Below are 13,236 nucleotides of genomic sequence, written 5' to 3'. Positions count from 1 at the left end.
AACTATTTGGTCTTCATTTTTTTCACGCCATTCCAGTCATCGGGAGGCGGATTCTGTATAAATTCCTCGCATTGGGCGATCATTGCAGCGGCAATGTAATCTTCAGGAAAAATTTCAAGAACCTGACGGAAGCGGCGGGCAGCGGTTTGAAAATCCCGACCTGGGAAATAGGCATCCATGGCGCCCTGATGAATTTCCCATGCCTCAGCCGTCCGTGCATCCAGATCACGGCGCACCGCATAAATCTTGATTCCCCGGGTCTTTCCTTTCACCGTTACCGTATCAATATGCCTGGTGGGGTAATACTCGGCCACCTTTCGCTGAAGACTTTCAGAGATAATCAGTTCCTGGCGGTATTCCTTGGTCAAACCTTCCAACCGGCTCGCCAGATTCACCATGTCGCCGATCACCGTGTAGTCCATTTTCTTCTCCGCACCGATGTTCCCCACCGTCACAATTCCGTAGTTGATGCCGATACCGGTGAGAAATTCGGGAAACCCTTTTGCCCGCTGGGCTTTATTGAATTCCACCAGGGCTTCCACCATGTCCAGGCCGGCATTTACCGCCCTCAGGGCATCGTCGTCATGTTTCACCGGAGCACCGAAGATGGCCATGATGGCATCGCCGATGTACTTATCAACTATGCCTCCATGCTTCATGATGATCTCGACCATAATATCAAAATAGACATTCAGCTGGTTTACCAGATCACTGGGATGCATTGCCTCGCTGATGGTGGTGAACGAGCGAATATCGGAAAAAAGGATGGCCAGAACCCTGTCCTCTCCAACCAGCATGGATTCGGGACTCTGAAAAAAGCGGTCGATCAGCTCCTGGGGGACGTATTTCTGAAATATCTGGCGGACCTTCTTTTCCTTGTGCTCGGCGATGGCCGCATCCCGGGCGAAGCGCTTAATTTCCTGGTACGCTTTATCCAGCTCCCCGGTCATGATATTGAAGGTGTGGGCAAGGGTCCCGGTTTCATCGTTGTACTCAACGGGCACGGTTTGGCTCAAGTCGCTGGTGCTGATGATCTCCCGCATGGTCTGTACAATGGTGTTCAAAGGCCTGGTGAGGCGGCCGGTGAAATAGAACAGCACAAGGGTGGCAACCAGAATCGCTCCAGCCAAAAGATAGAGAGTTCTGGTGGTGATTCTGTTGATATCCTGGAAATAGGCCGAGCGCAGCTCGGTTACCAGTACGTACCACTGGAAGGGTTCAAAACGGAAACCTCTGCCCACCCGGATTTCACCGCCAATGCTGATCTCCTGGAGGCTGTCCGGATCCCGGGCATAGAGATCCGCCAGAACCGCCCGCTCCTCTTCAAGTATTTCCAGGTCCCCGCTGTTCATTTCAAGATTTCCATCGGCGTCCACCGCGAAAATCCTCTCGCTGCCGCTGCGGGTGAGACTTGATGCGTAATCCTGGACGCTGCCCTTGGTGGCCTGAATAAATTCTTCAGAGTTTTGAAGGCCGTTATCCACCAGCAGCCGGTACTGATTCACCGCATAGGTTTCAAGTTGATTAATTTTAAAGCCCAGAAATTCCCGGGCAATGCGGTTAATTCCCGAGGTTGCCAGAAAGAAACTGGAAGCTCCCACCAGTACTATGGAGACAATCATTACCGGCAATACCACCAGGACAAACTTGGTTCGTATTTTCATGGGGTACCGGCCTCTGGGGACAGGTTAAGAATTTTTTTTCGGTTCATCTCAGATAAGTATCGGCAATCTGTAGCGGTTTGTGAATATCAGGTAAAGTACGCCCCAAACAATGTGGAAACAGCCTCAGAGCCGAAATCCCTGCGTATTCTCCGCCGCATACACAGGCAGCCCGTTTCCTTCATCCAGTCAGGCCCAACTCGCCGACGCCATCTCATGTTGCCATAAACTCATGCTGCAATAAACTTTGGAACATATCTGCCAAGCTTCCCTCCGGGAATCTTCCAGCCCATCCTCCAGGTCTTCTCCATTTCGCTGTCGATATTCAGCTTGCTCAAAAACGGCCGGCTGGACATTCTGCTCTCAAGAATCTGTGACAGCCTGTCAGGTTCCAAGCCGGCCGCCTCGGCATGTGTCGAGTCATCCATTCTGCGGTATGCCTTCAACCGCCTGGACACCAGACAGTTGTGAAACAGCTGGTACACGGTCATCCTGCTCATCATGGCACTGGGGCAGTGGGCGAACTTCACCGTTTCTCTCACATGATCCGAAAGATCTTTTCGAAACTGCCGGTCGGCATAATTCACCGGGAACAGCGGGTTGGCATGATTTCTCGGCAGCTTGGAGGAAATTGCCACATGGAGGATCTTGCCGTCAAACCCCTCAATCTCTTCCATCGCCCGGGGATAATCCCGATGCTTGTCGGTAAAGAGGGTCCTGTTCCAGTCTTTTTCTCCCAATTTCTGTTTCAGGCAGGTAAAAAGATGCTCAAGAATGTGTTGTACGCTCCATTTTGTCTCCTCCGGGTGGGCTTTTGCCGTTTTCTCCAGCTCAATCTGGCGGAGTTTCTGCTTTTCCGTCTTGGCTCCTTTTCGACGTAACCCTGAATATCCAAGAGAATATAGAAATTCTGACTTGCTTCCGGCCACAATGTTGATATTATTGGGGTAGAACTGGGAAACTGAAAACGATTCAAAGCCGTCCATGACCAGATTTTCGCCGAAATTCAGATCCGCCATGATATCCGAGTGTACGGCGATGGCGGCCCGGGCCAGGCGCTCGAATCGGTTGAGAATTACATCCACCGAATGGCCGGTGAAACGGGTAATATCCCAGAGACCGGAACCGCTGCACAGTCCGGCCATGAGCCGGCTGTAATCGACCCGCTTTTTCACGTAGTAATCGATGGAGAATGTGGTGTGACCGAAGGTTTTTCCGCATTCCCGGCAGCGGAAACGGGGCATACCATAATTGATTTTGCTGCAGTAGCGGCCATGGATGTAATACCAGTTGGGGATCAGCTCGCTTTCATCAAAGTAGATGCAGCTGGGATTGGGGCAATGGGGAAGAAGTGGATTCATTGAGTCCTCCGGTTAGGTGGTGTTTCCTAGCTAACCGGAGAATTCAGCGTTTTGATTGATTTCCACATTGTTTGGGGCGCTTTTTACGGCTCAGCGAATAGAAGAGCTCTGCTCGTAATATTCATGGGAACGGAATTGTCGAAAAAGACGCCTGTCCCGAAGATCTTCCATTTCCCGGGACTTTACCGGCAACAGGCCCCAGAGGTTATGAACATCCTCGTTTTTTTCATCATCTGGAAAGAGAAAACTCCAGATCGGCAGAATTGCAGGCCGGGAGCTGTGCCGGATAAATGATTCAACTTTTTTCATTATTCTGTCAGTTTCGTTATTGAAATTGAATTTTATCCACGGCTGAGCTTTCCGTGGATAGCTGTCCAGCCGGGCAATGAACCCGCCCAGCGTCCGCTTGAGATTCCTGATGCTTCCGTAGCTCCCCCAGCCGGATGCTGAAAGCATCCTGGCATTCAGCCGCTGTTCGTACTGCCCCCGCTGGGGAATGGCAAACACCGGTTTTCCCATGTGGATACATTCGCTGAGAGTCTGATGCCCCGCACTGGTGATCACCGCCCTGCAGTTGGCAACCGCCGCGACATAGTCATCATCCGGATTCGGAAAAAGCCGGTAATTGTGAATTCCCATCTGGTGCAGGCGCTTGAGCACCGGCCGACGGTAACTTTCTTTAAGACTGACCACATAATAGTCCTGCCGGCTGACCTGAGCTTCACTGAGCTCCCTGCGTATCATGGGGCCTACATCTCCGTTGTAAAAGGAACAGAAAATACGTTTATCGAATGAAGGCATCATAAAGCGTGCCACCAGTTTTACCGCCAGCGCATCGGGCATTATGGAAGGGCTCTGAACCACAATCCCCGGATGATTAAACTGAAGTACGGGAATTCCGATTCTCTTTGCAGCGATGGCGGAGAATGGCTCATAGTCGTTGATCAGCACGTCTACGCCCAGCTCCCGGAGCAGGCGGCTTGCACGTACTATTCTGGTTCGCAGGGTGAGCAGGGTGGGCATGTTTTCCCAGGCGGTGCGGAGGAAATTTATGCGGTCTGATATTTTCGCCAGATGCATGTGGGGTACGCTGAAAACCCGTGCATCCGGGAGTTTCTCAGCTAAAAACCCGTGTACCGTCTCAGGGGCCAGAATCACAAGATCATAGCGGTCTTTCAACGCCTCATAAAAGGCAGTTGTCCGGGATACGTGGCCGAAGCCTTCACCGTTGCACGCAAGCGCCACCCTCATGGGAACCCTCCAATTGGCGTTATTCTACCCTGTCTTTGATGAATTAACCATGAGGCTGAGGTTAGAATATGGTGAGCCCGGCCGGGGAATTTTCATTTTTCCCCTTGAAAGAGGCAAGCAGAGGGAGTACCATCACAAACCTTCTGCACATGTAAACCACATCATATGAGGTGATCATTCACGTGTTTTTCTACGAATCTGATATTCAGCAATCGATCATTGAGGAATTTTCTTTGAACACCCCCGGAGGCCGCCATGAGTTCTACCGGGAGCTTGCCGGCGAGCTGGAGCGTTATCCCGAGGACTACCGTCTGTTCGGCCCCTACTGGTGGTTCATTAAGGATCAGTTCAGACGCAGGGAGATACGGCGGAAAGCCTGGTTTCACCGTTCAGCACCCGAGCGGAGTGTTCTTGATGAGACGGAAGGGTGGCCGGAAGAACAGCTGACGGCGGCGGCTCTCCAGTATATGCGGCTCATGCAGGAAGACCCCCAGCCCCTCCTTCCCGGAGAATTGCAGGAGCATTTATGGGAGGATTCAGACGGCTGCAAGATGCTCGCTGTGGAAGACCCCGGGCTTCACCGACAGCCGGATCTCTTCGAGGAGCTGGAAGCCCAGGAACATGAAAAGCGGGATTTTCTTGAAAAGCCGGAGCATTTTATTCCCCGGATATGGAAGGAATCGGGGAACGGCTTTATGGCACAGGGAGATCATTTTCAAGCCTACCGGAGCTTTCTTCGCTACCTTCATATTGCCGAGGGGGAATCCATGAAAGCCGATGCCTGGCTGATGACGGGCCTGAGTCTGCAAAACGCAGGACATCACCGGAAGGCGGTGTTTGCATTCAATAATGCATTTGAAAGAGACAGCCAGGACTGGATTCTTGCGCACTGTGCAGATGCCCATGAGGGATGCAGCGAACTCGCCAGGGCCAGGGAACTGTATCAGCGCTTGTGCAGCAGCATGCCGGGGAATCCCGAATACCGTCAGAAGCTTGAGCGTCTCCAGTCCAGAATGCAGAGCACTCCTGAACCGGAGAAGCTGAACGAGTTACCCTTCCATCCGCTGAAGAGAAGCCTGGGCTAATTCTTCCAGGAGCCCCAGACTGTCATCCCAGCCCAGGCAGGCATCGGTAACGCTCTGACCGTATTTCAGCTGGTCCAGCACTGCCATGGGCTGTTTCCCCTCCACCAGATTGCTTTCGATCATCAGTCCGAAAATATTCTCCGTTCCTCCGGCGATCTGCTTTGCAAGATCCCGGACTGCGGGAACCTGCTTCCGGTGATCCTTCATGGAATTGCCATGGGAACAATCCACCATCACCCTAGGAGTCAGATCATCCTCTTTCAGGATACCGCAGGCATCGGCAATGGATTTCTGGTCATAGTTGGGACCGTCATTCCCGCCCCGGAGAATGAGATGGGCATAATCATTCCCCCCGGTTTCCACAATGGCGGCAACCGACTGTTTGGTTACCGAAAGGAAATGGTGGGGAGAGGCCGAGGCGTGAATTGCATCGATGGCGATCTTCACATTTCCGTCGGTTCCGTTTTTGAAACCCACCGGCATGCTCAGCCCCGATGCCAGTTCCCGGTGAATCTGACTTTCGGTTGTCCGGGCGCCGATGGCTCCCCAGGATACGGCATCCGCCAGAAACTGGGGTGTAATGGTATCCAGGAATTCGCAGCCAACAGGCAGCTCCATCTCTCCAAGGTCCACCAGAAGTTTCCGGGCAAGATGCAAGCCCTTGTTTATCTGGAAACTGTCGTCCAGATACGGGTCGTTGATCAGCCCCTTCCACCCTTTTCTGGTCCGGGGTTTCTCAAAATACACCCGCATTACGATCTCCAGACTATCGGAAAACCGCTGTCTGGCGGCACTGAGCAGCTTCCCGTATTCCCGGGCTGCAGCGGTATCGTGAATGGAGCATGGACCGATAATCACCAGCAGACGTTTGTCTCTGCCGTCCATGATATTTTCGATGCTCTTTCGGGACTCTGCCACCGTCCTCTGGGCGGTTTCACCCAATGGTATTTCTTCCATGAGAATTGCCGGAGGTATGAGGGGCTTGATTTGCTGAATGCGCAGATCGTCAACTCGAAAATGCATATATGCTCCTGATGGGGCAGGTCATTGCCGGATAATCATTGGGTCTGGGAAAAGCCTGCCATGTTGGGTTGTATCAAGAAGAGGAGTATAGCGGTTTATGATGCGCTTGTATAATCCTCTGCAAAGGTCAGAAAATGATCGTGGCTGAGAGGTTCACTGTGGTAGAAGCCCTGAATAATGTGACAGCCGTTCTGCCGCAGGAAGTTGAGCTGCTCCAGACTGTCCACGCCTTCGGCAACCACCATCAGCCCCAGGCCCCGAACCATGGATATAATGGATTGCACCAGGGCGGTATTCTGGGTATCGAAGGGCAGGTCTATGACAAATGAGCGGTCAATCTTCACTTCTGCAATGGGAAGCCGCTTCAAATAGCTCAGGCTTGAATATCCTGTGCCGAAATCATCAATGGAAAATTTCAGACCGATATCGCTGAGATTCTGCAGCCTGCTGATCAGCCCTTCCTTGTTTTCAACCAGGGAATTCTCGGTGATTTCAAGATGGAGCAGAGAGGGATGGAGTCCATGTTCCCGAAGGCTGCTGATAACCGTACGCTGAAGCTTCACATCTTTCAGCTGTCTTGGACTGATATTTACGCTCACAGGAATATTCAACCCCCGTTTCTGCCATGCGGCCAGGGTTTCGCAGGCTTTTCTGATAACCCAGGTTCCGATGGGGATAATCAACCCGGTCTCTTCAGCCACCGGGATGAACTCGTCGGGATTCACCGAACCTAGCACCGGATGCTGCCAGCGCAGCAGAGCCTCGGCTCCCACCAGTTTTCCCGAGACATCCAGCTGGGGCTGAAAATGCAGGGAGAGTTCCCGGCGGTCCACTGCCTGCCTGAGATAGTTGATCATCTGTATTCTGGTTACCGCCCGCTCGTGCATTGCCGGGGTGTAGAATCGGTAGGTATTCCTGTCAAGTTTCGCTTCCTGAAGAGCCTGATCGGAGTGACTGGTTATCTGCTCAATGCTTCGACCGTCCCGGGGAAACACGGCAATACCGATGCTTGCGGTGAGGTACACCGACTGCCATTGGTATGTGAACGGTTTTTCAAACTCCTGAAGGAGGCGTTCGCTGAAAAGGGCCAGATCCAGTTCCGACGCAGCCTCCCTGTAGAGAACCGCAAATTCGTCTCCGCCGGTACGGTACAGTTGAACCGAATCATCAAGAACCCGGGTGAAGCGCAGGGTAATCTCCCTGAGAATCAGGTTCCCCGCCTCGTTTCCCAGGCTGTCGTTAATGTTGTTGAAATAGTCGATATCAATATTGAACACTGCATGCAGGGGAAGATCCCTGCTGCCTTCATGCTGTGAAAACGAGGTCAATAACTGCTCAAGGCGGCTGAAAAACCGTCTTCTGTTCTCCAGTCCGGTGAGAGGATCATGGGTTTCCAGAAATGCAAGTTCAACCTCCGCATCCCGTGTTCTGCCGGCTCGCTCAAGATATTCCCTGAGCTGAGCAAACGCTACGGAAAGAACTACCAGGGTGAACCCGGTGGAAAACCACTGCTGTAAGGGAATAGTCAGGGATGGATCGCTCCCCCCCAGGCTGCGGAAAAAATCCATGGACTGAAAGCCGAGAAAAAGCAGGAAGGAAACCAGCACGGGAATACCCGATCCAATATTCTGTGTGCGCCTGCTCAGTGTGAACACCCGTATGCCCATGTACAGAGTGACCATGGCAAAAAGAAGGGTTCGTATGTGAAACAAGGGGCCGTAGAGCAACTGTCCTCTGGGACTTACACTGATGAAACTCTGGGGAAATATCAGATTAAGCAGAATCAGCAGCACCCCGCCGGAGATTGTGAAAATCAGAGGATAGCGCTGGGATGAGGGTTTTACCAGGTGCCGTTGAACCAGCTGTCCATTCCAGACCCAACGTGCGGACCAGAGATGTATATGGATTGGGAGCATGACAAAAAGGCTTACGGAAAAATAATGCTTCAGATTGTAAAGGAGAAACGGGTCGTAGGGCACCTGGGTGCCGTATTTTTGAAGAACCCAGTAAATATTCAGCACAGGAAGGGCCATGGCTGCCAGGCTGATACTCAGTGCCAGAAGATTCTGCCAACCGCCTTCCTTGGAAATCAGGTAGACATGGAAAACCAGGGTAAACATGAGAAGACCGAGACTTATTGAAGGCAGCATTATCTCAGTAAAGCCGCCTGTAGAGAATTTCAATATATTTTCCATTAATTACCTAAACAGGCATGGTTCAGGAATGACGCAAGTCCCCTGTTACACCCTGATGCCGTATTATACCCCTTGGTACCGGCGAATAATATCAGATATTAAGTTGGATGTCATCAGCGCAACGCCGACAGAGGCACGGGCCCTGCACCCCTGCCGAACTCCCGACCCGTCGGGCACCCTATCCGTGGATACCGGGCCTGCTGCCGTTCCGGCTCAATTGATTTTGCTTTTCACAAGTCCCATGAGTATTTTAGTCATATATGCGGGGTATCCCCGCACTATGGGGAGGTTTTTATGAAGTATCCATATATTCTCAATATCCCGGTTCTGCTGATGCTTATTGTGTTTGCGCTCCAACCCCGGCAGCCTCTGGAGGCGGAAGGAAACCGGGAGACGGCTGGGGGTGAAACCGGTGAGCTAACCGAAGAACCCGCAACGGGAAACCCGGAAAGAGAGAACTGGCCCTCCCGGATTGACGGGATTCCCATCACCCAGCTGCCCGAAGACTTCGAATACCCGGTTCAGTTCAGCACCCGGGAATGGCAGTCCCGCCTTGACTCCCACAGCTTCGAAATTCTCCGTGAAAAAGGAACGGAGCGTCCGTGGCTGAACGAGTACAACGGCAACAAGGAAAAGGGAACCTATTACTCAAAGGCAACAGGTCAGCCCTTGTTCAGTTCGGAAACAAAATACAACTCCCGAACCGGCTGGCCCAGCTTCTGGGAACCCATCTCCCCTGATGCAGTTCATCTTGTTCCCGATTACTCCATGGGAATGGTCCGTGTCGAGGTTGTGGACAGTCTCAGCGGTTCTCACATCGGTCATGTGTTTCCTGACGGCCCGGATCCCACAGGCCTGCGCTACTGCATGAACTCCGCGGCCATGATATTCGTGCCCGAAGGCGGTGAACCGCCGGAAGTGCTGAACTGATTCATTTCCAATTCACGGGAAATGGGCTGAAATACCTTGCCTCGAAATGGGAAGAGTCATAGAGTATGGAAAAGGAGGATTTTCCATGCTTACAGCTCTCATAGTATTAGCATCTATAGTTTTACTTCTGGTTCTGATCTATTTTATTGAACCGTTTATTATCGCCTTGCTTTATTCCTGGATTCTCTCACTCTTTGTGAAGAATCCCCCATACGTAAATATTCAGGAGGAATTTCCGGAAAGCAAGCTGTTAAAAGAAAACTGGACCACCATTCGGGCCGAATTGGATGAAGTGTTGAAGAACATTGAAAACATCCCCAAATTCCATGAGGTGGATAAGCTGCAGAAGTTTATCTCCGCCAAGGACGACAAGGCATGGCGGACCTTTATTATTAAGGGGTTTAACGAATGGCTGCCCCACAACTGCGAACAGGTCCCCAAGACCACGGAGCTCATTCAACAGCTGCCAAGAGTGTCCATGGCAATGTTCAGCATCATTGACGGTGGCAAGCACATCCCGCCCCATTACGGATTCTTCAAGTCTGTGCTCCGTTATCATCTGGGATTGATGATCCCCCAGGGGGAATGCTACATCCTGGTGAACGGAGAAAAGTACAGCTGGAAAGAAGGCGAAGATGTCCTTTTTGACGACACGTACCGCCACGAGGTGTGGAATAAAACCGATGAGCGACGTGTGGTTCTATTCATCGACGTACTCCGGGAAAAAGGACTCCCGAAATTCATGCAGCGCATCAACCGATGGATGTTCCGCATCCTGAAGAATTCCAAAAAACTTCAGCAGGCTGCAAAGAATGCCGAGGTTCCCACGGACATCGCCTGATTTTTTCAGGAATCACAGCCTCAGATCATCCCCGTCGATAATCATCGGACGGGGTGATCCCCCTGATTGCAGAGCCCCTGATTGCAGAGCCACAGAGGCCTGAAGGCGGGGGGCGCCGGGAAAAGACACATCCTGTATCGCCACCGATGTGCCCGATTCCTCATCGATCCAATAGTCCTCCATTCCGTTCACCAGCATCCCGTGACTGCCGATGCTTTTTCCCTGACATTTTACCGCCGCTTCCTTCCTTGTCCAGATCCGGAGAAATCTCCAGAGAAATTCCTCTTCGTCTTGCGAAGCATCCAGCACAAACAATCTCTCATCATCCTGAAAGTAGTAGATCATTACGGCTTCAAGACTGGTCTTTTTCCTCGGTATTGATCGCGCCTCAATATCCACACCGATGGAGCCGTAATCAGTTACCCCCACGGCCAGGTGATCTCCGGAAACACTCATGTTAAACCCGAAGAACTTATCCTCTCCTGAACGCAGCAGATACGGTTTTCCGCCTTCTGCAGTGACAAATGTATCGGAATTATCCAGGGGGGGCAGAGCCAAACGGGAAAAGGCATTGTTCAACGCCAGACGAAGACAAATTCTGCCGGGGGTCTGTTCCCCCTGGACGCCAGGGTCTGAAGCGTATGCTTTGTAGCGGTGAAAATAATAGACAAGGAGCTGTGCAATTGGTCTTTGAAACATCTGTGCATGTATAGTAATCTGTTACAAGCATTTTTGAACAGTGTTCCGGGATCGATGGATGTAACAAAGTATAATGGATCCCCAGGGAGGATGTGTGGCAGCAAAACAACGTAGAGTGGTTATTACCGGTCTCGGTACGGTGAATCCCATAGGTTTCAATGTTTCCCAGTTCTGGGAGAATCTGGTAAAGGGTAAAAGCGGAGCCCGAAAGGCTCAAAATATGGATCTGAGCGATTTCCATGTTCAGATTGCGGCGGAAATCGATCTGCCTGATGTGAGGGATTATTTTACCCAGAGGAAAATGGCCCGCCGACTGGACAGGCATATTATTCTCGGTCATATAGCAGGTTACCAGGCGATTAAAGATGCCGGAATGGATAATTATCAGGAACCCCATCGGGTGGGGGTTCTGGTTGGCACAGGTGACGGGGGACTTATCACCCAGTATCAGCAGATCAACCGGATGGCCAAAAGCGGCTTATCCTCAGTCAGCCCGTTCTATGTATCTTCGGTAATTCCCAATTCCACCAGCGCCATGATCAGCATGGAATTCGGCTTCACCGGTCCCAGCTTTTCGGTAAACTCGGCCTGCGCCAGTTCCAATCATGCACTGGGAACGGCATACAATATGATTGCCACAGGTATGGTGGATGCAATGGTAACCGGCGGAACCGAAGCGGTGGCTACAGAGCCCTCAATGGCGGGGTTCGGTCAGATCGGAGCACTCTCCTCCAGGAATGATGATCCGGAAACTGCCTCACGGCCCTTCGACAAAAGCCGGGACGGATTTGTAATGGGCGAGGGTGCAGGAGTTCTGTTTCTGGAAGAACTTGAACATGCGAAAAAACGCGGCGCTCATATCTATGCGGAAATCAGCGGCTTCGGCTTCACCTCCGACGCCTACGATCTGGTTGCGCCCCACCCCGACGGAATCGGCGCATCCAAGGCCATCGAACTCGCGGTGGAGATGGCGGAGCTGAACTACGAGCAGCTTGATTTCATCAACTGTCATGGAACTTCCACCCCCATCGGGGACAAGGCCGAATGCCAGGCGGTGAACCGTGCCATGGGAGCGGACCTTGCCTCGAGCATCCCCGTCAACAGCACCAAAAGCATGACCGGCCACCTCATCGGGGCAGCCAGTGCCGTAGAAGCGGTTGCTGGTATTTTATCCTTCGAGCAGGGAGTAATCCACCACACCATCAATCAATTCGAACTTGACGACGAAATAAACTATAATGTGATAAAAGAGCCAATGGAGAAAAAGGCAGACCATTTTCTGTCCAACGCCTTCGGGTTCGGCGGACAGAACGCCTGCGTGGTATTCAGCCGCTATTCATAATCTATTCCTTCGGGAAGGCTCCCAGGACTGAGGATGATATTTACCGGAATTCAACCGGATGCATTACCTCCTCTGTTTCTCGCAGCAGGGATATCAGGGCTTCTCTCGGGAGCCCTGCATCTATCTCCGGGATTTCAGGGAAGACGTAAAGCGGGAATCATGTCGGGGATCGGCGCCCTTTCGGCTTCGGCGGCCGCCTTCCTGTATTTTTTCGTTTTCGGTTTTCTTCACGGAACGGAGGCGGGAATCTCCCGGCTTGTGATTACCGCCCTGCACACTTTGACTCTGTCTGCGTTCGGGATCCTTTCCCTGGGTTTCAGGTCTGCAGCTGTCTCATCAGCCCGGAGGTTGCCGCCGGTGCTTGCGGCTGCAGTCCCGGCCCTCTTTGCACTGGTTGCGGTGAACGGGATCGATGGTGCCGGCGTACTGGTTCTCAACACCGGGCTGTTCGCCCTGCTTCTTGTATCCCTTGGGGCACTGTACGCTCCATCCCCGACCGCAGGACCGACCGGCAAATCCGCCTTGCTGATAATCGGCCTCATCACCGCAATCATCCCCCTTACGGGTGCTCTGATCTCCGCAGCTGCGCTGCTGGCAGGCCTGTCTTCACTGAATTCCGCCTTTATTCAGGGCAATGCGTCATTGGGGCTTACAGCCTTATATATGACCGCCTCCATGCCCCTGTGGATCTATATGAATCTGCATGTCTTTCAGCCCGCAGCAAAAGACGCAGCCGAAAAACCAGAGAAGGCACCAAAGAAGCCATCAGAAAAACCGCACCCCCCGGCAAAGATACGGAGTTGAAGCAGGGTCAGATCCGCACAGGTGATCAACCCCGGGAGGTATCT

At 52.3% G+C, this 13,236-nt stretch carries 11 protein-coding genes; 5 read left to right on the top strand and 6 right to left on the bottom strand.

Annotated elements, in window-relative coordinates; all coding sequences use genetic code 11:
* Positions 1-2 precede the first annotated feature (2 nt).
* The 3 genes from L21SP2_RS02090 to L21SP2_RS02080 all read right to left on the bottom strand — a co-directional run bounded on the left by L21SP2_RS02090 (position 3) and on the right by L21SP2_RS02080 (position 4,273).
* Positions 3-1,664: an adenylate/guanylate cyclase domain-containing protein gene (locus L21SP2_RS02090; protein ID WP_024266799.1), complete on the bottom strand. Its 1,662-nt coding sequence runs from the start codon at positions 1,662-1,664 to the stop codon at positions 3-5.
* Between the two features lie 227 nt (positions 1,665-1,891).
* Entirely contained in the window at positions 1,892-3,022 is a 1,131-nt protein-coding gene (locus L21SP2_RS02085; RefSeq protein ID WP_024266798.1) for a hypothetical protein, read from the bottom strand.
* A gap of 90 nt (positions 3,023-3,112) precedes the next feature.
* Complete coding sequence (locus tag L21SP2_RS02080) at positions 3,113-4,273, bottom strand: glycosyltransferase family protein (RefSeq protein ID WP_024266797.1); 1,161 nt, start codon at positions 4,271-4,273, stop codon at positions 3,113-3,115.
* 182 nt (positions 4,274-4,455) lie between these two features.
* Here L21SP2_RS02080 and L21SP2_RS02075 point away from each other — a divergent pair, with 182 nt between their 5' ends.
* Positions 4,456-5,358 carry a tetratricopeptide repeat protein gene (locus L21SP2_RS02075; RefSeq protein ID WP_024266795.1) on the top strand — a complete coding sequence of 301 codons (903 nt, stop codon included), beginning with the start codon at positions 4,456-4,458 and terminating at the stop codon, positions 5,356-5,358.
* Here the strand turns inward: L21SP2_RS02075 and L21SP2_RS02070 are convergent.
* Complete coding sequence (locus L21SP2_RS02070) at positions 5,323-6,381, bottom strand: 3-deoxy-7-phosphoheptulonate synthase (RefSeq protein WP_024266794.1); 1,059 nt, start codon at positions 6,379-6,381, stop codon at positions 5,323-5,325. The genes L21SP2_RS02075 and L21SP2_RS02070 overlap by 36 nt on opposite strands.
* 95 nt (positions 6,382-6,476) lie before the next feature.
* A complete protein-coding gene (locus tag L21SP2_RS16725; RefSeq protein WP_169730407.1) occupies positions 6,477-8,564 on the bottom strand; it encodes a putative bifunctional diguanylate cyclase/phosphodiesterase in 2,088 nt (695 codons plus the stop codon).
* Between the two features lie 306 nt (positions 8,565-8,870).
* Here L21SP2_RS16725 and msrB point away from each other — a divergent pair, with 306 nt between their 5' ends.
* Both msrB and L21SP2_RS02055 read left to right on the top strand, forming a co-directional pair.
* Positions 8,871-9,506 carry a peptide-methionine (R)-S-oxide reductase MsrB gene (gene msrB / locus L21SP2_RS02060; RefSeq protein WP_024266792.1) on the top strand — a complete coding sequence of 212 codons (636 nt, stop codon included), beginning with the start codon at positions 8,871-8,873 and terminating at the stop codon, positions 9,504-9,506.
* 85 nt (positions 9,507-9,591) lie between these two features.
* Positions 9,592-10,347 (top strand): aspartyl/asparaginyl beta-hydroxylase domain-containing protein, encoded by a 756-nt coding sequence (locus L21SP2_RS02055; RefSeq protein ID WP_024266791.1) that lies wholly within the window; start codon positions 9,592-9,594, stop codon positions 10,345-10,347.
* 12 nt (positions 10,348-10,359) lie between these two features.
* On the opposite strand, the gene L21SP2_RS02050 is transcribed toward L21SP2_RS02055, so the two are convergent.
* Positions 10,360-11,046: a 4'-phosphopantetheinyl transferase family protein gene (locus L21SP2_RS02050; RefSeq protein WP_041401030.1), complete on the bottom strand. Its 687-nt coding sequence runs from the start codon at positions 11,044-11,046 to the stop codon at positions 10,360-10,362.
* A gap of 94 nt (positions 11,047-11,140) precedes the next feature.
* On the opposite strand from L21SP2_RS02050, the gene fabF reads away from it, so the two are divergent.
* Positions 11,141-12,388: a beta-ketoacyl-ACP synthase II gene (gene fabF / locus L21SP2_RS02045; RefSeq protein WP_169730406.1), complete on the top strand. Its 1,248-nt coding sequence runs from the start codon at positions 11,141-11,143 to the stop codon at positions 12,386-12,388.
* Positions 12,389-12,421: 33 nt separating this feature from the next.
* Positions 12,422-13,192 carry a hypothetical protein gene (locus tag L21SP2_RS02040; protein ID WP_024266788.1) on the top strand — a complete coding sequence of 257 codons (771 nt, stop codon included), beginning with the start codon at positions 12,422-12,424 and terminating at the stop codon, positions 13,190-13,192.
* Positions 13,193-13,236: the final 44 nt, after the last annotated feature.

The sequence above is a fragment of the Salinispira pacifica genome (assembly GCF_000507245.1).
GTDB classification, from domain to species: Bacteria; Spirochaetota; Spirochaetia; order DSM-27196; family Salinispiraceae; genus Salinispira; species Salinispira pacifica.
This window is presented reverse-complemented; position numbering and strand designations above follow the sequence as displayed.